The sequence below is a fragment of the Pyxidicoccus trucidator genome (assembly GCF_010894435.1).
In the GTDB taxonomy this organism is placed as follows: Bacteria; Myxococcota; Myxococcia; order Myxococcales; family Myxococcaceae; genus Myxococcus; species Myxococcus trucidator.
Genome location: NZ_JAAIXZ010000005.1, coordinates 527,953 through 546,586, shown reverse-complemented (window position 1 = coordinate 546,586; position 18,634 = coordinate 527,953). Strand labels below are relative to the sequence as shown.

20 protein-coding genes and 1 pseudogene are annotated in these 18,634 nt (G+C 69.0%); 13 read left to right on the top strand and 8 right to left on the bottom strand.

Annotated elements, in window-relative coordinates; translation table 11 throughout:
• Nucleotides 1–52 precede the first annotated feature (52 nt).
• On the top strand, nt 53–955 hold the full coding sequence (locus G4D85_RS49475; protein ID WP_164013518.1) for a hypothetical protein: 903 nt from the start codon (nt 53–55) through the stop codon (nt 953–955).
• Between the two features lie 123 nt (nt 956–1,078).
• Here the strand turns inward: G4D85_RS49475 and G4D85_RS49470 are convergent.
• The 3 genes and pseudogenes from G4D85_RS49470 to G4D85_RS18110 all read right to left on the bottom strand — a co-directional run.
• Nucleotides 1,079–1,912, bottom strand: a pseudogene (locus G4D85_RS49470) (transposase); the annotation flags it as partial.
• 505 nt (nt 1,913–2,417) lie between these two features.
• Nucleotides 2,418–2,657, bottom strand: a complete 240-nt coding sequence (locus G4D85_RS18115) for a DUF2188 domain-containing protein (protein WP_164013517.1) — start codon at nt 2,655–2,657, stop codon at nt 2,418–2,420.
• A gap of 143 nt (nt 2,658–2,800) precedes the next feature.
• Complete coding sequence (locus G4D85_RS18110) at nt 2,801–4,957, bottom strand: M28 family peptidase (protein WP_240359348.1); 2,157 nt, start codon at nt 4,955–4,957, stop codon at nt 2,801–2,803.
• A 269-nt stretch (nt 4,958–5,226) separates the two neighbouring features.
• On the opposite strand from G4D85_RS18110, the gene G4D85_RS18105 reads away from it, so the two are divergent.
• Entirely contained in the window at nt 5,227–5,874 is a 648-nt protein-coding gene (locus G4D85_RS18105; protein ID WP_164013515.1) for a hypothetical protein, read from the top strand.
• Between the two features lie 12 nt (nt 5,875–5,886).
• Here the strand turns inward: G4D85_RS18105 and G4D85_RS18100 are convergent, their stop codons facing one another.
• The 5 genes from G4D85_RS18100 to G4D85_RS18080 form a co-directional block, all read right to left on the bottom strand.
• Nucleotides 5,887–6,519: a LysE family translocator gene (locus tag G4D85_RS18100; protein WP_164013513.1), complete on the bottom strand. Its 633-nt coding sequence runs from the start codon at nt 6,517–6,519 to the stop codon at nt 5,887–5,889.
• Nucleotides 6,520–7,037: 518 nt separating this feature from the next.
• Entirely contained in the window at nt 7,038–7,865 is an 828-nt protein-coding gene (gene aqpZ / locus G4D85_RS18095) for an aquaporin Z (protein ID WP_164013511.1), read from the bottom strand.
• 206 nt (nt 7,866–8,071) lie between these two features.
• Nucleotides 8,072–8,605, bottom strand: a complete 534-nt coding sequence (gene hpt, locus G4D85_RS18090) for a hypoxanthine phosphoribosyltransferase (RefSeq protein WP_164013509.1) — start codon at nt 8,603–8,605, stop codon at nt 8,072–8,074.
• 14 nt (nt 8,606–8,619) lie between these two features.
• Nucleotides 8,620–9,435 (bottom strand): uracil phosphoribosyltransferase, encoded by an 816-nt coding sequence (locus G4D85_RS18085; protein ID WP_164013507.1) that lies wholly within the window; start codon nt 9,433–9,435, stop codon nt 8,620–8,622.
• A gap of 53 nt (nt 9,436–9,488) precedes the next feature.
• Nucleotides 9,489–10,088, bottom strand: coding sequence for a thymidine kinase (locus G4D85_RS18080; protein ID WP_164013505.1), 600 nt, complete (start codon nt 10,086–10,088; stop codon nt 9,489–9,491).
• 214 nt (nt 10,089–10,302) lie between these two features.
• Here G4D85_RS18080 and G4D85_RS18075 point away from each other — a divergent pair, with 214 nt between their 5' ends.
• From G4D85_RS18075 to G4D85_RS18025, 11 genes are all read left to right on the top strand, one after another.
• The gene (locus G4D85_RS18075) at nt 10,303–10,665 is read left to right on the top strand and encodes a DUF5658 family protein (protein ID WP_164013660.1); all 363 of its coding nucleotides are present in this window, start codon (nt 10,303–10,305) and stop codon (nt 10,663–10,665) included.
• Between the two features lie 136 nt (nt 10,666–10,801).
• Nucleotides 10,802–11,101: a septation regulator SpoVG gene (gene spoVG / locus G4D85_RS18070; RefSeq protein WP_164013503.1), complete on the top strand. Its 300-nt coding sequence runs from the start codon at nt 10,802–10,804 to the stop codon at nt 11,099–11,101.
• 44 nt (nt 11,102–11,145) lie between these two features.
• A complete protein-coding gene (locus G4D85_RS18065; protein WP_164013658.1) occupies nt 11,146–12,096 on the top strand; it encodes a ribose-phosphate pyrophosphokinase in 951 nt (316 codons plus the stop codon).
• Nucleotides 12,097–12,277: 181 nt separating this feature from the next.
• Entirely contained in the window at nt 12,278–12,967 is a 690-nt protein-coding gene (locus G4D85_RS18060) for a 50S ribosomal protein L25/general stress protein Ctc (RefSeq protein ID WP_164013501.1), read from the top strand.
• Nucleotides 12,968–13,045: 78 nt separating this feature from the next.
• Nucleotides 13,046–13,621, top strand: coding sequence for an aminoacyl-tRNA hydrolase (gene pth, locus G4D85_RS18055; RefSeq protein ID WP_164013499.1), 576 nt, complete (start codon nt 13,046–13,048; stop codon nt 13,619–13,621).
• A 268-nt stretch (nt 13,622–13,889) separates the two neighbouring features.
• Nucleotides 13,890–14,360 (top strand): 30S ribosomal protein S6, encoded by a 471-nt coding sequence (gene rpsF / locus G4D85_RS18050; RefSeq protein WP_164013497.1) that lies wholly within the window; start codon nt 13,890–13,892, stop codon nt 14,358–14,360.
• A 50-nt stretch (nt 14,361–14,410) separates the two neighbouring features.
• Nucleotides 14,411–14,824 (top strand): 30S ribosomal protein S18, encoded by a 414-nt coding sequence (gene rpsR, locus G4D85_RS18045; RefSeq protein ID WP_164013495.1) that lies wholly within the window; start codon nt 14,411–14,413, stop codon nt 14,822–14,824.
• 26 nt (nt 14,825–14,850) lie between these two features.
• Entirely contained in the window at nt 14,851–15,294 is a 444-nt protein-coding gene (gene rplI / locus G4D85_RS18040; RefSeq protein WP_164013493.1) for a 50S ribosomal protein L9, read from the top strand.
• 169 nt (nt 15,295–15,463) lie between these two features.
• The gene (locus G4D85_RS18035) at nt 15,464–16,633 is read left to right on the top strand and encodes an acyltransferase family protein (RefSeq protein ID WP_164013491.1); all 1,170 of its coding nucleotides are present in this window, start codon (nt 15,464–15,466) and stop codon (nt 16,631–16,633) included.
• Nucleotides 16,634–16,639: 6 nt separating this feature from the next.
• Complete coding sequence (locus G4D85_RS18030; RefSeq protein WP_164013489.1) at nt 16,640–17,767, top strand: sensor histidine kinase; 1,128 nt, start codon at nt 16,640–16,642, stop codon at nt 17,765–17,767.
• 85 nt (nt 17,768–17,852) lie between these two features.
• The gene (locus G4D85_RS18025; protein WP_164013488.1) at nt 17,853–18,623 is read left to right on the top strand and encodes a LytR/AlgR family response regulator transcription factor; all 771 of its coding nucleotides are present in this window, start codon (nt 17,853–17,855) and stop codon (nt 18,621–18,623) included.
• The last annotated feature ends 11 nt before the right edge of the window (nt 18,624–18,634 follow it).

Genomic DNA, 18,634 nt, shown 5'->3' with positions numbered 1-18,634 from the left:
GGGCGACACGTGGTGCGGCGGAGGCACGCGCTCGCCCAAAGGACGATCAAACATGACCGCAGTCAGCCAGAATCCATTACATCGCATACCGATGCATGCGCGAAATTCTGTCACATTCGCCAGAACAATCACCCTCTTGTCCGTGGCCGGATTGGTACTTCTCGGCATTGCCGGATGCGGAATGCCGGGCGCCACGTCCGACCCGGAGACGGGCACGTCCAGCCCGGAGATGGGCACGTCCACCGCGGCGCTGAGCACCGACCAGTGCAGCTTCTTCGCTGTGAATGGCAAGGTGGATCTCTGCCACAAGACCTGCTCGTCGAAGCACCCCTATTCGCGGATCCGGGTCAGTGAGAACGCGTGCCGCAACGCGCACGCGAAGCATCCGGGCGACTACGTCACGAGCACCGATCCCAACTCGTCGCTGTTCGACCCGAAATGCAAAGGAGGGGGCTGCGTTCCGCAGGGAGCCCCCTGTGATGCCTCCCTTCCGTGCTGCGACGGGCTGACCTGCGCCTCCGGTGCCTGCACGCCCGCCTGTACGCTCACGGACCTCGAGCTGCTCGCCCTTCCGAACGGGTGGAAAGCCACGGGGACCTGCGGGCAGTTCAAGCTGTTCGTCTACGATACGTCCAACAACCTGCTCAACCCAGGGGTCGGGACCGGACTGAGCATCCCCCTCGTGCCGGGGGCCTACGCCTTCAACCTGCAAGGTGACGGCTTCGACAACAACGGAGGATCGGGCGAGGTGCCGCCGACGTTGACACTCTTCACCTCCTGCGGCAACGCAGTGGATCTCGTGCAGGGGAGCAGTGTCAGCATCGGGGGCTTTGCTGTCACGGTCACCAGCTTCTCCGCCGCTCGCGACGGCGATACCGTCAGTCCCTGCGCCGAGGGGCCCAACGGCGCGGATGACATCGCCGGCAGCGTGGTTCTGACGGTGACCGCGCCCTGAACGCACAAGATGAATGGGGGCCCTGTTGAGAGGGAGGGAGGGTGCAGAGGGGCCGAGGAGGGCCGCTGACGGGGCCGCCCGAGCGATGCTCCCGGCCGGTGGACAGGCCGCTTGAGCCCCCTTTGGGCGCTGGCTGAGTCTGCTCTCGGTGCTGACAAACTTCTTGCCATGCCCACGAGTGCGGGCCCTTGGCACCCGCAGCGCCCTCCCGGTCCGCAGGCAGCTGACCAGCTCGCGTCGTAGTGCACCACGGCTTTGCACGTAGAGCGCCTGGTAGATGGCCTCGTGAGAGAGCCTCATCGACTCATCCTCAGGGAAGTCCACCCGAAGTCTGTTGGCAATCTGCTCGGGGCTCCATGAGGTTGCCCATCGCCGGTCCTTCCGTCGTCCGTGGCGCCGACCATTCCATCGCACCGACGGGCCGGGCACGCCCGTCCCGTCGGTAGCGGTGAGCATGCCCGCCAGTCGCTTCTGCACGTACTCGCGCAGCTCGCTGTTCGCTGTGAGCTTCGCGACCTTCGGACGGCTCGCGCGCCGGTCCGCATGCCACTGGGCGGTCGTGGCTCGATACTCCAGGGCGCCGCCCCGGGTTGCGGCATTGCGGCGCAACTCCCGAGAGATGGTCGATGGAGAACGACGGAGCCGACGCGCTATCGCGCGCACCCCGAGGCGCTGGGCGTGCAGAATCGCGACTTCTTCTCGCTCGGCAAACGACAGGTACCGCCCCGACAGCGGGGCCAGACTGCTCGATGGCATGCCGCCACCTTCGCGGAACCACCTGCAGCCAACCACCGGCGATACGCCGGCTTCTCTCCCGGCGTCTTCGCTCGAAAGTCCGCAGGCGATTGCTTCCCAGAATTGTTGCCGGTGCTCACGCCTTCCCACGGATGGACGACCGGGCGACGGCATAGGAGGGCGCCCAGCCCGGGCAGCCCGTCGACGCTTGTTTGCTCCCATCGCAACTCCTCAGATTCGAGCGTTGCGACGACCAGTTGAATCCACCTCAGCCCAGTGGACTTTGAGCTTGCAACACTACCCGGCAAGTTGGCAGCATAACCCTACTGTCCACGTAACCGGGGCAAGCCCACTCCTTGCCCTGCCTCGCCTCACGATGCAGCTCGCCACCCGACAGGCCCACGTCCCGGCCCTCCGGGACACCAAAGACGGCAAGCAGCTCCTCGCGCGAGTAGCGACGCGAGCCGAAGACCTCGACGCTCTCCAGCCGGTAGCGCGAGGGCGCGGGCTGCGAGGTGGGCTTTGTGGCGGGGGCGGCAGGGACCACAGCAGACGCCCTGACGCGAGGGGACGGGGCGCAGCCCGTCAGCAACGCCAGAGCGACCAGCAGGGTGTTGAAGCGCATGCCCTGAATCCACCACGACCGCCGTGACTCCGGAACCCCCACCGAGTGACAACCCTCCCCCTGTCCCGGACTCACACCCATGCGGCCGCCCCCGCCACGGCGCTACCCCTTCGACTGGCGCGGGTCGTTCCCGTAGCTGTTCTTCTGGCTGATGCTGCCTTTGAGCGTGTGGATGGTGTGCTCGGTCTTCCGCGCCTGGGCCAGCTTCCGTCCCGCTTCGACCGCGCGCTCCTTGAGCCGGTGCGAGCTCGTCACCTTCCCCTTCACCTGATTGACCCAGCCCGCGCCATCCGGATTCGGGGTGGTGTGCACACCGCCACTGATGCTGTTGTTCTTCGCCATGTGAGTGCCTCCTGCGGGTCCGCCTCCCATGAGCGCGGACGTTGTTGTTGCAGGAGGTAACGCGCGCGCCAGGGCGCGGGTTCTACGCGTCGGGCAAACCTGCACCGCCGTTGGAGCGCAGTGTCCAGGTCACAACGGCGCCATCAGCGGGCACGCGTCATGATGCCACCCTGCTCCAGCACCCCGAAGAGGTCCAGGAGCGCCTCCACCGGGAAGACGTAGCCGTACTCGGCATAGGCCGCCTCGCGGATGTCCGCCACGGAGCGCCTGCCGTCGGCGTAGCTCGCGATGGCGTCGGGCAGTTGGAAGAAGCGCAGCTCCCCCTCCCCGCGCTCCCGCAGGGCGGTGGCCGCGGCGGTCATCGCGGCCTGCACGGCGGCCACCCGGGGCTGGGCCTCGGGGCTGGCCTTGCCCGCAACCTCGTCGAAGGACGCCAGCTCCTGACCCTTCACGCGGCGGGGGACGAAGGCCCGAGCCCGCTTTTCGGCCTCGGTGGGGGCCGGCTCCTTCAAGGACGCGCCGCGCGCCTTGCCGTCCGCCTCCAGACGCTTCAGCGCCTGCGCCTCGGCGGCCTCGAGCGCCTTCACCATCGCCTGTACCAGCGCGGCAGGCGCGCCCAGGGGCACGCAAGAGCGCAGGGCCTCGCGCTCACGCTGGTAGCCGGTACGCACCACGGCGCGGGCCAGGCGGTAGGTGCCGGGCAGCTCCGCGGCGGGGGCCGAGGCCAGGTCGCGGCGGGCGCGGAACTCGTCCTCCGCCACGCGCCGCGCACCGTGCACCGCCACCAGACGCGCCAGCTCCAGGGCACCCGAGCCTTCGGCCCAGGCGGCAACAGTGACCGAGGCCAGGCCCGCGAAGGCGGAGCGGTGCAACTGGGTGGGGTCCACGAGCTCCGGCTTGTCGCCACTCGTGTGGTAGGTGTCGTCGGGCCAGGTGGTGAAGGACACGCCCGGGATGCGGTAGTCATTGAAGAGCTGGTGGTCCGACCCTCGACTGTAGCGCTCCATGTGCGCGTCCAGCGGGTCCCGCGAGCCGGTGACGGAGCCAATGCGGAAGTCCTTCCTCGGCGGGTAGGCCACGCCGTTGAAGCGGTTCATGAAGGCCACCGTGGACTCGGACACGGCGTTCACGAAGCTGGCGTTCCAGTCCGGCGTGTAGGTCACCATGAAGCGCGAGTGGGCACGGGTCAGGCTCGCGCCGAGCATGTCGAAGTTGAAGTTGGCCACCCGTCGCACCGGGTCCTCGGCGTGGTGGGAGAACCAGTCGCGGGTGCCCTCGAACTCTGGCAGCCACAGCACGCGCAGGGTGCGTACCGGCGGCGGCAGCACACCCCGGCGGATGAGCACGGTGTACGTGCGCACCATCTCCAGCAGGGCGGCCGACCCCGAGGCGTTGTCGTCGGCGCCGGGCTTGTAGTGGTCCAAGTGGGCGGTGAGGACGACCTCCTCACCCGTCCGGGTGCCGGGGATGACGCCGCTGACGATGCTGTAGTGGCCCTCGAAGGTCTCGGTGGCGACGCTCACGTCCACCTTCACCGGGCCCGCTTGCAGTTCGGCGCGCAGCTCACGTCCCTGGCGGTCGGAGACCATGAATGCGAAGGGCACGGGCGTGCCCGGCGGCAGCAGCGACGACGAGACGCGCGCCCAGCCCACCTGGTCCGGGAAGTCGCCGTCAATGCGGTTGGGCGCGTTCCAGGGCGGCGTCGAGTACGACGAAACCACGCCCACGGCGCCGCGCTGCCCCACGCCCCTGCGCACGGCGAACCCGGGAGGACCGCGGGTGAGGACCACCTTGCCCTTCAGGTCCTTGCCCTCGTAGTCCGCGTCCTGCATGCCGGTGCCCACATCGACCAGCTCCAGGCCCGAGCCCTCGAAGCTGCCGCTGCCTCCCGCCAGGGCCATGGGCTGGTCGGCGTAGGAGGTGACGCGATACCTGTGCGGGCCGGACACCCACAGCTCCCCGCGGGTCGCGCGCCACTGAGGGCCGTCCTTCATCGCCTCCAGGCGCACGTCCTGCAGCCCGGCGGCCTCGGCGGCGGCCTTCATCCACACGGCCGCCTCGGCGTAGCCCCCTTGGGTGTCCCGGGCGAGGAGGGAGATCCGCTGCACGTTGTCGTGGATGCGATCTCCGGAGCTCTCATGGATGAGGGCGCGCACCACCTCGTCCCGCAGCACCATGCCTGTGGTGGGCGACACGGGCCCCAGCGGGGACGTGGGGGGCTGCTGGGCGGCGGCGCCAAGCGCGGCGAGGACGACGAGGGAGACGAAGGGGAGCGGGCGGGTGCGCGTGGGGTGGCTCACAGGGCACTACTCAGCAATTGCTCTCGCCGGAGTCCACTAGCATTTGCTGCACGCGCCGCGCCTACCCTACGAACCGATGTCGTAGCGCATGACATGCCGGCGCGAACCCGCAGGGTCGCGCGCCAGGCCATGCACCAGCACGCCTTGGGCCCTCCGCGGCTCTCGAACAACCGCGCGAAGTCGGGCCACCGCTTCGTGTCCACCCAGTGTGCCCTTCCCCGCCCTGCCGGGAATCACCCTCCAAGCCGTGTTAGAACGGGCTGTATCCCATGGACCGCTTCACCCAATTCCTCTGGCTCTGGATGCTGTTCTTCGCCGTCAACGTGCTCTGGGCCCTGGCCCAGGCGGCGGTGGCGAGCACGCTGGGCGCGCGGCCCGTGCTCGTGGACCTGGGCATCGGCCCCGTCCTGCTGTCCGGACGCCTGGGCGGCATCGTCTGGTCCTTCCGTCCCATCGCCGTCGCCAGCGCGGTGGGCTTCACGGAGGCCGTGGAGGACGCACCGAAGCGCAATCGGCTCCAGCAGCTCTCGCTCCCCATGCACGGCGCAGTCATCCTCCTGCCGTGGGTCTCGCAGGTGGCCATCGCCATGGTCTGCCTGGGCGCCGAAGAGGGGCTGCACCAGTTCGTCCACGGCTTCACCGTGCCCTTCGAGCTCTCCGCCCTCCCCGGCCGCATCGAGCGCTTCCTCGCGCTGCTGCGTGACGGAGAGATTCTCCGCGCCTGGGGCGTGATGAGCGCGAAGCTGGCCGCCATCAACCTCCTGCCCCTGCCCATCCTCGCGGGCGGCCAGTTCCTGCTCCTGCCCTGGCGCAACGCCTATCCGGTCTGGGCTGGCCTGCTCAATCTCCTGAGCGTCCTCGCCGCCGTGCCGTGGGCGCTCTACGTGTCGTACCTGGTCGTCACGACCATCTTCTGAAGCGAGGCCGCGCTACTCCCGGCCCTGCAACGCCAGCCGCGCTCCCAGCGCGACGAACACCGCGCCCGTGACGCGCTTCTGCGCCGCTGCCACGCGAGGGTTGCGCCGCAGCCAGCCGCCGAACGCCCCCGCCGCGCCGGCGAGGAACACGAGCCACACGGTCCCCGTCACGTCGAACAGCAGCCCGAGCAGGACGAACTGCATCCCCGTGGAGCCGCGAGTCGGGTCCACGAACTGCGGCAGGAAGGCCAGGAAGAACAGGGCCACCTTCGGGTTGAGCACGTTGGTGACGACGCCATCGCGGAAGATGCGCCACAGGCTCGTGGGCTGAAGTCCCTGCACGGCCTCGGGCCCTGCCTTGCTGCGCAGCATCTGCACGCCCATCCACACCAGGTAGCCGGCGCCCACCCACTTCACCACCGTGAAGGCCATGGCCGACGTCGCCAGCAGCGCGGACAGGCCCAGCGCCGCAGCGGCGATGTGGAACAGGCACCCGGCGGAGATGCCCAGCGCGGAGACGACTCCCGCCGAGCGTCCCTGGCCGATGCTCCGGGCCAGCACATACATCGTGTCCGGTCCCGGGGTGAGGTTGAGCGCGATGCCCGCCAGCATGAACGCGGCGAGGCGGGTCGGGTCGAAGAGCATGACGGTGGCTCCACTCCGTGACACCCGGAGCAAGGTGCGGAACGTCGCGGCCCCGTCCCACGCCCGTCGTATACGCCCGGGCGCGCTCAGCGAGAAGGCCCGGAGTCCGCCAGGCTGCCACTGCCCTGAAGGGCCGAGGTGCGTGGAACGACGATTCCTTCCGGCCACCCACCGCCCCGGGAGGCCCGACGGGAGCGTGGAACGACGATTCCTTCCGGCCACCCACCGCCCCGGGAGGCCCGACGGGAGCGTGGAACGACGATTCCTTCCGGCCACCCACCGCCCCGGGAGGCCCGACGCAGCGAGGAATGAAGATTCCTTCCGGCCATGCACCGCCGGGAATTGGCCCATGGAGTCCGGAGCCACTTCACGCCGGGGCCAGGCTGCCATGCGAAGCGGCGCGGTTGAGGGCATCGCGGGCCAGGTCCAGGCGAGCCCTCGCAGTGGCCCGGCCCACGGAACCGAGTGTGCCGGCGGCGCGAGGTACCGCCGCCGCGGCACACGCGCCCCGCCCCGGCTCAGACAGGAGTCCGGCCCTCCCTCCGGTCCCCGGCCACCCGCTCTGCCCGCTCGCGCTCCGTCGCACGTTCCGCCGTGGTGGCCGTAATCGGCGCCACCGGTCGGAACACCGTGCGGTACACGGCCGCCGCCGTGGCTCCACCCAGCAACGGAGCCACGATGAACAGCCACAACTGACTCAGCGCCAGCCCGCCCGCGAACACCGCCGGCCCCAGGCTGCGCGCGGGATTCACGGACGTGTTCGTCACCGGAATCCCCACCAGGTGGATGAGCGCCAACACCAGGCCAATGGCCAGCCCCGCGAAGCCCACGGGCGCGCGGGCGTCGGTGGCCCCAAGCACCGTCAGCACCAGCAGGAAGGTAAGCGCCACCTCGGTAAGGAAGGCCGCCCCCAGGTTGTACCCATCCGGCGAGGCCGCGCCGAACCCGTTGGACGCCAGCCCCTCCACGGAGGGCGAGTACCCACCGGGCGCCCCCCCGGCAATCAGCAGCACCACCCCGGCCGCGGCAATCGCCCCCACGCACTGGGCCACCACGTAGCCGAGCGCATACCGGGACTCCATCTTCCCCGTGAGCAACAGCCCCAGCGTCACCGCCGGATTCACATGGCAGCCGGAGATGGGGCCCACGGTGTAGACCATCGCCAGCAGCGACAGGCCGAACGCGAGCGACACGCCCAGGAAACCGATGCGGTCCCCCGCCAGCACGGCAGCCCCGACGCCGCCCAGCACCAGCACGAAGGTCCCCACCAGCTCCGCCAGGTACTTCCGGAGCGCCTCTTCGCCACCGGCACGCGCCGGAGCGGACTTCACCATGGATGCAGGCATGCGCAGCCCCTCTCCACGAAGGTCCACGCCGCGGTTGCCCGCGGCAGGTGCCTCGCGGAACAAGCAGTCCCCTCAGGGACGGTGCGCATGTGCAGCCAGACGGCACCAGTGCCACCCTCCGAAGGCTCGGAGGGCGGCGTCCGCGCGGAGCCCTCGGCGTTCCGCCTCCCCGAGCAAGGGCAGGCGCGCCGCCGGGCCCTGGCGCGCTACTTCCCCTTCATCACTCCGATGAAAGGCAGGTTCCGGTACACCTCGCCGTAGTCGAGCCCGTACCCCACGACGAAGTGGTCATCGATGACGAAGCCCTTGTAGTCGATGTCCACCTTCGTCCGGGCCCGCGCCGGCTTCTCCAGCAGCGAGCACAGCTTCAGGGACGCCGGGTGCCGGGCACGCAGGTTCTCCAGCAGGAACTGCATGGTGAGCCCGGTGTCGATGATGTCCTCGATGATGAGCACGTGCTTGCCCGCCAGGGGCTTGCTCACATCCGTGGTGACGCGCACCTCGCCCGTCGTCTCGGTGCCGCCCTGGTAGCTGGACACGCCCAGGAACTCGAGCTTCACCGGCAGGTCGATGTGCTTCGCCAGGTCCATGGCGAAGAACACCGAGCCCTTCAGCACGCAGATGAGCGTCAGGTCCTTGTCCTGGTAGTCGCGCGTAATCTCCGCGGCCAGCTCCCGGACTCGGGCCTGCAACTTGTCCTCGGAAATCAGGACGCCGACTTGCTGCTCGTAGAACGCCAAGGCCTGCTCCTCCGCTACACGTACGCGTTGTTCATGATCTCCCCGAAGCCACCACCTCCGGGGACGATGTACTGCCGGTCATCCAGCCCCCGCTCCTTCTCCCAGAGCGCGCCCGGCTCCGTGCCGAACACCTCCGGCGGGGACAGGCCCCTGTCCAGCCGGAGCGCGTAGATGGTGACGTCCGGGTGGTCCGTCGTCATCCGCCGCAGGTACTCCGGCGTGACGATGAGGTTCAGGGTGATGATGCGCCGGGGCCGCCCCGGCACCTTCGTCTTGTAGAGCGAAATCGCCGTGGACAGGCTGCCGCCCGTGGCCCCCATCGGGTCCGGGAAGAGCACGAAGGCGTCGTCCACGTCGCCGCCAATCTTCGCGCCGCCAATCTCCGAGCCCACCACCGCCTCTGCCGCGTCAATCATCCGGCTCATGATGATGTGGTCCTGCCGCACCAGCGACGCGTCCACCGTGGTGTTCATCAAGTCGTACGTCACCTGCGACGGCAGCGTGCCCGCCCGGGCGATGTTCACCGTCACCACCCTGACTTGAGGGTCGATGACCTCGCCCTGGTAGAGCCCCTGTGGCGTGTAATCAATCATCCGCGTGGGCAGGCTCACCATCTTCCGGGGGAACTCGGCGTTCACCACCGTCTTCACCAGGTCCGCGTAGAGCTGCTCCACCAGCCGGTTGATTTGCGGCTGGATGACGCCCTTCGAACACAGCGTCGCCAGCTGCGAGAGGAGGAACGGATTTCCCACCAGGTGGACGTGCGGTCCATAGTGGTGGGTCATCTCGTTCAGCCGGAAGGGCACGTTCGCGTACAGGGTGTCGCGCATTCGGTCGGCTCCTCTTCGCCCCGGGCACCACGCCAGGCGGACGACACTCCCGCTCAGTCGAACAGCTTCAGCGTCTGCGGCGGAGTGCCCTCCGTGGGCTCCGTCACATGACACTTGCGGCAGCGCGGCTCGTACGCGCCCGCGGCGCCCACCACCACGCGCTCCTCGCTTGAAACAATCCGCTGGGAACGATTGGCCGGATTCCCACACACCACGCAGATGGCCAGCTCCTTCGTCACGTACTCGGACACCGCCATCAGCTGCGGCATCGGCTCGAAGGGGCGCCCCTGGTAGTCCTGATCCAACCCGGCGCAGATGACGCGCAGCCCCTTGTTGGCCAGCGCCTGCACCACCGCCACCACCTCGGCGCCGAAGAACTGCACCTCGTCGATGCCCACCACCTGGGTGTCGGCGGCCAGCCTGTAAAAAATCTCTTCAGCCCGGTCGATGGGGGTGGAGGTCACCTTCAGCTGCGAGTGGCTCACCACCTGGTTTTCATCGTACCGGTTGTCGATGCGCGGCTTGAAGACCTGCACCCTCTGCTTGCCGTAGAGGGCCCGCTGGATGCGGCGGATCAGCTCCTCCGTCTTGCCGGAGAACATGGAGCCGCAGATGACCTCTATCCACCCGATATCTTTGGGGAATTGGTGCACGAAATACTCACGGGCAGGGGGCTCGAAGGGCGCGGATAGTCTGCCACACCCCCAGGGGAGTCAACTTTCGGCGCGGCCCGCCGGGGCGGGGTTCCAACGCGGCCACGGCCCGCCTGCCCGCCTGCTCCCGGAGCCCTGCTCGCGGCGTTGGCAAGCGTCTTGAAGGGACGTCCTTCCGGAACCTGGGCGAGGGAGGTCGGGCGTGGCGACGACGATGGAGCAGGCGCGGGGCGCGGCGTGGAGCAGCAATGCTTCCTTCTACCTGTCACCGGCCTCGGTGGCGCTGTTGGTGCTGAACCTCTTGGACGGGCTCTTCACCCTGCTCTTCCTGCAGCTCGGCGTGGCGGAGGAGCTCAACCCGCTGATGCGCGTGGCCTATGAGCAGTCGCCGCTCTTCTTCATGTTCTCCAAGCTGGTCATCGTGAATGCCGGCCTCTGGCTGCTGTGCCTCCACCGGCGCCTGCGAGCCAGCCGCATCGCCATCCGCGCGGGCGCCGTCGTCTACGCCATCATCGTGGTCTACCACCTCGCCTTCCTGACCCACCTGGTCCTGCACTGGCCCTTCCTCTTCCACTGACCCCACCGGTAGCGACGACGGACTGTGGGTGAATGGACCTTTGGGGCGTGGGTCAGTCGCGTCCCCGCTTGCATTTTACACCCGGTATGTCCCAGGCTTCCCTTCAGCTCCGACCTTTCGGGTTCGGGGGGGGACCATGAACATCACCGACGTCCGGGTGTTTCCGGTCGAAGAGGACAAGCTCAAGGCGTACGTCACCATCACCTTGGATCATTGTTTCGTCATACGCGATTTGAAGGTCATCCACGGCTCCTCCGGGCTGTTCATCGCGATGCCGGCAAAGAAGAGGAAAGATGGGACGTACAAGGATATCGCTCACCCGCTCAATGCGGACACGCGCAGCCAGATGGAGCGCGTCATCCTCATTGAGTACGAGCGCCACCTTCATCAGGCGCAAGCCGGGACGCTCATGGCGGTGGCAGCGGACATGGACTAACGACTTCCCTTCCACGCGTGTCCAGGTTAGTCAGCGGCCCCACCATGCAGCCGCGTGACTTCAAGGTGTTCGCCGGGAACTCGAATCCCGGCCTGGCGCATCGCATCTGCGAGTACCTCAAGCGCCCGCTGGGCAAGGCGGAGGTCGGTCGCTTCTCCGACGGGGAGATACACGTCGAGATTGGCGAGAACGTCCGTGGGCACGACATCTTCGTGCTCCAGTCCACCTGCCCGCCGGCCAACGACCACCTGATGGAGCTGCTCATCATGTGCGACGCCCTCAAGCGGGCGAGCGCGGGCTCCATCACCGCCGTCATCCCCTACTACGGCTACGCCCGGCAGGACCGGAAGGTCGCCCCGCGCACGCCCATCACCGCCAAGCTGATCGCCGACCTGCTGGAGTCCGCGGGCGCCGAGCGAGTGGTGTCCATGGACATGCACGCCGGGCAGATCCAGGGCTTCTTCAACATCCCCTCGGACCACCTCTACGGCTCGCCGGTGTTCCTGGAAGACTTGCGCAAGCGCTTCCCGGACTCGCAGGAGCTCGTCATCGTCTCGCCGGACGCCGGCGGCGTGGAGCGCGCCCGCGCGTACTCGAAGCGGCTGAACACCGGCCTCGCCATCATCGACAAGCGCCGCCCGCGTCCCAACGCCTCCGAGGTGATGAACCTCATCGGCGACGTGAATGGGAAGGACGCCGTCCTGGTGGACGACATGGTGGACACCGCCGGCACGCTCACCCAGGCCGCCGCCGCCCTGAAGGCCAAGGGCGCGCGCCGGGTGGTGGCCTACGCCGTCCACCCCATCCTCTCCGGCCCCGCCATCCAGCGCATCACCGACTCGGTGCTGGAAGAGGTCGTCTTCACGGACACCGTGCCGATGTCGCCCACGGCGCAGGCCTGCTCGAAGATTCGCGTGCTCACCACCGAGCGCCTCTTCGGCGAGGCCATCGCCCGCATCCACCGCGCCGACTCGCTCAGCTCGCTCTTCGTCTGAGCCGGCGCCCGCCCGCCCGCCGGACGGCTTGACTCCGGGCCCTCCGGCTGGCATGTGCAGCCCTCCTCTACCGGACCCTTACACGCAAGGGCGCCGTCTTCGGGGCCCGCCACTGGGGCGGGATGCCGAGGGCGCCAGGGAAGCCGGTGGCAACCGCAGTCCGCTTTCGTGAGGCTTTTCCATGTCCGTCGACAAGACCACCCTCGAGGCCCAGGCGCGTGAAGGCTCTGGCAAGGGCGCTGCCCGCCGCCTGCGCGCGAAGGGCGTGGTTCCCGCCGTGGTGTACGGCAAGCACCTGACCAAGCCGGTGCACGTCTCCGTGGACCCCAAGTCGGTCCGCGTGGCCATCAACACCCCGCACAAGTTCAACACCCTCATCCAGATCAAGCTGGGCGGCGACACCCATCAGGTCCTCCTCAAGGACTACCAGATGGACCCGCTGACCCGCGACATCCTCCACGTCGACTTCATCGCCGTGCGTGAGAACGAGCAGGTCAAGGTCAACATCCCGCTGGTGCTCGTCGGCAAGGCGGCGGGCGTGGCCGACGGCGGTCTGCTCTCGCAGATTCGCCGCGAGATCGAGGTCTGGGCGCTGCCGAACGCCATCCCCGAGCGCATCGAGGTGGACGTGACGCCGCTGAAGATCGCGGAGGCCATCCACATCAACGACGTGAAGTTCCCCGCGGGCGTGTCCGTGAAGTCGAACGTCAACTACACCGTGGCCGTGCTCAGCGCGCCCGAGGCGGCCGAGGCGGCTCCGGTTGCTGCGGCGGCGGCTCCGGCGGCGGCGGCGGCTCCGGCGGCGGGCAAGGCTGGCGACAAGGCGGCGGCGGCTCCTGCCGCGGCGGCCAAGGCGCCCGCGAAGAAGTAGTCTTCTTCCTGCGTTACCCTTCTGGAGCGGGGCTGGCCCGGACAAGGGGCTGGCCCCGTTCTCGTTTCGGAGCCTCTCATGAAGCTCATCGTCGGGCTGGGCAACCCGGGGCGCGAGTACGAGCGGCACCGGCACAACATCGGGTTCATGGTGGTGGAGGCGCTGCTGCCCCGGGCACGCGCACAGCTCAACCAGGAGAAGTTCGCCGCGAAGGTGGGCCAGGGCACCCTGGCCGGCGAGCGCGTCCTCTTCGTCGAGCCCCAGACGTTCATGAACCTGTCGGGCCGCTCGGTGGCTGAGGCCGCGCGCTTCTACAAGGTCGCCGTGGAGGACGTGCTCGTCATCCACGACGAGTTGGACCTGCCCTTCGGCCGGCTCCAGCTCAAGGCGGGCGGCGGCAGCGGCGGCCACAACGGCCTCAAGAGCACCGTCTCCAGCCTGGGCGACGAGGGCTTCATCCGCCTGCGCTTCGGCATCGGCAAGCCGGAGGGCCCCAACGCCCGCGAGCGCGTGTCCGGCTACGTCCTGTCCGGCTTCGACGACGGGGAGCGCCGCCAGTTGGAGGAGCTCATCGGCCGCTCCATGGACATGACGGAGACCTGGATTCGCGAGGGACTGTCGGTGGCCATGAACCGGTTCAACCGGAAGGCGTAGACGCCCGGCTTCAGGGGGCAGGCAGGCAGGCAGACCGTCCGCCCGCTTGACTTGGAGGGGGCCCCCTCCTAGAAGGCGCGTTCGCCCAACGGGTGAAGTTGCCCGGTGGGATGTTCTTTCAAAGCTTCCCGTGTTCGTGCACGGGACGTAGCGCGAAGGCGACGGGCGCGCGGTTTCCCGTCCCCGGCGTAGGGCCTCCTGGCCTTGCGACCGTTTCCCCGCTCCTCGGATTGTCCGGGGGGCACTCGACCCCAAGGGGAGAGAAAACATGGCTGAGACGCAGGCCGCGACGCGGCTTCGTGAGTACGAGACCATCTTCCTGGTCAAGCCGGACCTCACCGACGACAACGTGGACAAGCTCAAGGAGCGCGTCCGCGGCATCGTTGGCCGTGAGGGTGGCAAGCTCCTTCGCTTCACGGTGTGGGGCAAGAAGAAGACCCTGTTCCCCGTGGCCAAGCAGCCCCGCGCCATCTACGTGCACGCCAGCTACCTGGGCGGCTCGAAGCTGGTGGCCGAGGTGGAGCGCAACCTCCGCAACCTCGACGAGGTCACCCGGTACATCTCGGTGAAGATCGCCGACGAGGTGGACCCCGAGTCCCGTCCGGTCCTCGAGGACCTGAAGCTGGCCGGCGACGTCGAGGAGGCCCGTCCGGGCGCCCCCGCGGAGCGCGAGGGTGGCTTCCGAGGCGGCGAGGAGCCCGGTGTCGAGGCGGAAGAGGAGTCGACCGAGGAGGCCTGAGGGCCGCCGGGTCAATTCCCTAGGGACCAACCCAGGAATCGAGAACGCTCATGAGCAACGGAACTGAAAGCAGGACTGGCTCCGCCCCGGGCGGCCGCACTGGTGGCTTCGGCGGCGGCGGTGGCGGTGGTTTTGGTGGTGGTGGCCGCGGTGGTGATCGCGGCGGCCGTGACGACCGCGGTGGCGGCCGTGACGACCGTGGCGGCGGGATGGGTGGCGACGACGACAAGCGTGGTGGTGGCCGCGGCTTCGGCCGCAAGAAGGTCTGCCGCTTCTGCGCCGAGAAGAACGCCTCCGTGGACTTCAAGGACCAGGCGACGCTGAAGTACTTCGTCACCGAGCGCGGCAAGATCATCCCCCGCCGCATCTCCGGCAACTGCGCGAAGCACCAGCGTGAGGTGGCCGTGGCCATCAAGCGCGCCCGTGGCATCGCGCTGCTCCCCTACAACGCGGTGGTCGGCTAGCCGCCGGTCCGCACAGGAGACTGAACATGAAGGTCATTCTGCGTGAGGACGTCGAGAACCTGGGCAAGTCCGGGGAGCTCGTCACCGTGAAGGACGGCTTCGGCCGCAACTACCTCCTGCCCCGCAAGAAGGCGGTGCTGGCGAGCGAGCAGAACCTGCGGCAGCTCGAGCACGAGAAGGGCGTCATCACCGCCCGGAACGCCAAGCTCAAGGGCGCGGCCGAGGAGCAGGCGAAGAAGATCGGCTCCATCAAGGTGACCATCAAGCGCAAGGTCGGCGAGCAGGACAAGCTCTTCGGCTCCGTCACCGCGCTGGACATCGCCGAGGCGGTCGCCGCCCAGGGGCAGACGGTGGACCGTCGCGCCATCCACCTGGCCGAGCCCATCAAGTCGACGGGCAGCTACGAAGTGGAGCTCCGCCTGCACAGCGAAGTGAAGGCGAAGATCAAGGTCGACGTGGTGGCCGAGTAGTCCTCGCCTCCCGTCGTTGAAGTGAGAGAGGCCGTCCGGGGAGACCCGGGCGGCCTTTCGCTTTGTCCCCTCCTCCCGTCCGGCTCGCGCCGCGTCCGGTCCGTCCCGCGACATCCGCGTGGAGCGCCGGGCGCGCGGTGCGTATCCCGGAGTGGAAGGAGGCTCACCCATGAGCACCGCTACCGCTGCGCCGCACCCCGTTGACGAGCACCGCCCCGACCTGGACTGGCTCCGGGTGGTGGCCATCCTCCTGCTGCACCTGTTCCACACGGGGATGATGTTCAACACGTGGGACTGGCACGTGAAGAGCGCCCAGGCGCTGCCCGCGCTGGAGCCCGTCATGGAGGTGATGCACCACCTCCGGATGCCGCTCTTGATGTTCATCGCCGGGGTGGGCACGGCGCTGGCGCTGCGGCGCCGCTCGCTGAAGGGCTTCGCGGGAGACCGCGCGAAGCGCCTGCTGGGGCCGGTGGTGTTCGGCATCTTCGTGGTGGTGCCGCCGCAGATCTACATCGAGCAGCTGTTCCGCGGTCGGTTCCACGGTGACTACGCGGCCTTCTACCCGTCGGTGTTCGACTTCGTGCCCTACCCGGCCGGCAGCTTCAGCTGGCACCACCTCTGGTTCGTCGTGTACCTCTTCGTCTACTGCATGCTGGCGCTGCCGCTCTTCGCGGCGCTGGCCACGGCGCGCGGGCAGGCCCTGCTCACGCGGGTGGAGGGCTGGCTGTGCCGGGGATGGAACGTGGCCTTCCTCTTCCTGCCGCTCGCGCTCAACTGGCTGCTGCTGCGCCACCACCCCACGACGCACGCGCTCCTCGACGACCCGAGGACCTTCGGCCACTACGGCATCCTCTTCCTGCTGGGCCACCTGCTGGGCCGCTGCCCGCGCATCTGGGATTCCCTGGTGGAGCGGCGGCGGGCGCTGCTGGCGGCGAGCGCCGTGCTCTTCGCCGTCATGATGCCGGACTCGGAGTTCCCCCTGGTGCCGGAGGTGCTCGGCGCGCAGGCGGCGCTCTGGCTGTTCATCCTGACGGCGCTGGCGTGGGCCCGGGCGCGCATCCGCGTCCGCCGTCCCTGGCTGAAGCACGCGCAGGAGCTGTCCTATCCCTTCTACATCCTCCACCAGACGGTCATCGTCGTCCTGGGCTACGCGCTCCTGGCGCTGCCGGTGGGGCCGTGGGCGCTGTTCGGGGTGGTGCTCGTCGTGTCCTTCGGCGTCACGTGGGGACTGACGGAGGCCGTGGCGCGGGTGCCCTTCCTGAGGCCGTGCTTCGGGATGAAGCCGCGCGACTCCCGGCCCGTGGCCCTCCGGACGGCGGAGGCGGGGCATACTGCCTGACAGCCCATGTCACCCCGTGCCTCCGAGAACCTTCGGGCCTCCGTCGCCCCCTGGCAGTGGCCGCGAATCCGTGCGCGCCCCGCGCTGGTGCTGTTCGGCCTCTTCCTGGGGGTGGGGCTGTGGAACGGGCTGACGGTGTACCTCACCATCCTCGGCAATGGCGGCAGCATCCCGGTGCTGGAGCCGTTCGTCTGGGAACTCACCGGAGCGCTGGCGGCGTTGGCCGTGCTGCCCGTCGTACAGACGGCGGTGGTCAACGCGCCCGGGCCCCGCGTCGGCTGGGCGCGCTTCCTGGGCGTCCACGTGGCGGGCTTCGTGCTCTTCACCACGCTGCACATCCTGGTGATGGTGCCCCCGAGGTACCCGCTCTACGCGCTGCTGGACCTGGGCACCTATGACTATGGAGACCTGGTCTTCCGCATTCCCATGGAGGCCCAGAAGGACCTCATCCTCTACTCGGTGGGCGCGACGCTGTGGAGCCTCCTGCTCGCCTGGAAGGAGCGGCAGGCGCGAGCCGTCCGGGAGGCCACGCTGGAGAGTGAGCTGCGGGAGGCCCGGCTGCAGGCGCTCACCGGGCAGCTCCACCCGCACTTCCTCTTCAACGCACTGAACACCATCAGCTCGGTGATGTACGAGGACCTGAAGCGCACGGACCGGCTGCTGAGTGATTTGGGCGGGCTGTTGCGCGCCAGCCTGGAGCGCAAGGAGGCCACGTGGACGCTCGCGGAGGAGCGTGCCCATGCGGAGCGCTTCGTCGCGCTGCTGACAGCCCGGTTCGGCGAGCGCGTGACGGTGCGCTGGGACGTGGCCCCTGGGCTGGAGGGCGCGCGGGTGCCGTGCTTCGCGCTGCAGTCGCTGGTGGAGAACGCGGTGAAGCACAACCAGGACCGGAGGGAGCCGCTGGAGGTCCGCATCCGCGCTCGCGAGGACGGGGCGGACTGGCGGCTGGAGGTGGAGGACACGGGACGCGGCTTCGCGGAAGCCTCCCCCGCCACGGGGCCCGGCGTGGGGCTGGCGCACCTGGAGCGCATCCTCGCGTTGCTGCACGGAGGGCGGGCGAGGATGGAGCGAGGGCGCGGCCCGGAAGGCGGTGCACGGGTGTCGCTGTGGCTCCCGCGTGAGGTGGCGGCATGAAGCGCTTCAGCGTGAGGCCCATGGATGCAGCGACCGATGCTCGACCCGTGAGCACGTGTCCTCGGCTCCCGCGTGAGGTGGCGGCATGAAGCGCTTCAGCGTGCTGGTCGTGGACGACGAGGCCCCCGCGCGGGCAAAGGTGAAGCGCCTGCTGGCGGACGACGCGCGCTTCGTCCTCGCGGGCGAGGCAGCGGACGGAACGGAAGCCCTCTCGCGCGTGGGAGCCCTGCGCCCGGACCTGCTGGTGCTCGACGTGCAGATGCCGGGGCTCACCGGCTTCGAGGTGCTGGAGGCGCTCGGCCCGGAGGACTGCCCCGCCGTCATCTTCTCCACCGCCTACGACGCCTTCGCCCTCCGGGCCTTCGACGCGCACGCGGTGGACTACCTCCTCAAGCCCTACGACGCGGACCGCTTCGGCAGGGCGCTCGACAAGGCCCACGCGCTGCTGATCGGCGGACAGCCCGAGACAGGCCGCCTCCAGTCGCTGCTGGAAGACCTGTCCCGCGCCCAGCCCGCGCGCCCGCTGGAGCGGCTGGTGGTGAAGGTGGGCGAGGCCTGGGTGCCGCTGCGCCTGGACACCGTCTGGCGCCTGTCCTCGGAGGACAAGTACGTGCGCCTCTACACCGACCAGGGCGAGCACCTGGTCCGGCAGAGCCTCCGCGCCCTGGAAGATCGGTTGGACGCCGCGCGCTTCGTGCGCGTGCACCGCGGCGACATCATCAACCTGGACGCCGTGGCGCGGCTGGAGCCCTGGACGCACGGGGACGGCATCCTCGTCCTCAAGAACGGCACCACCGTGGTGCTCAGCCGCACCTGGCGTGAAGCCTTCCTCCAGAAGTGGGGCCTGGAGGGGTGAGTCAGGGGGTA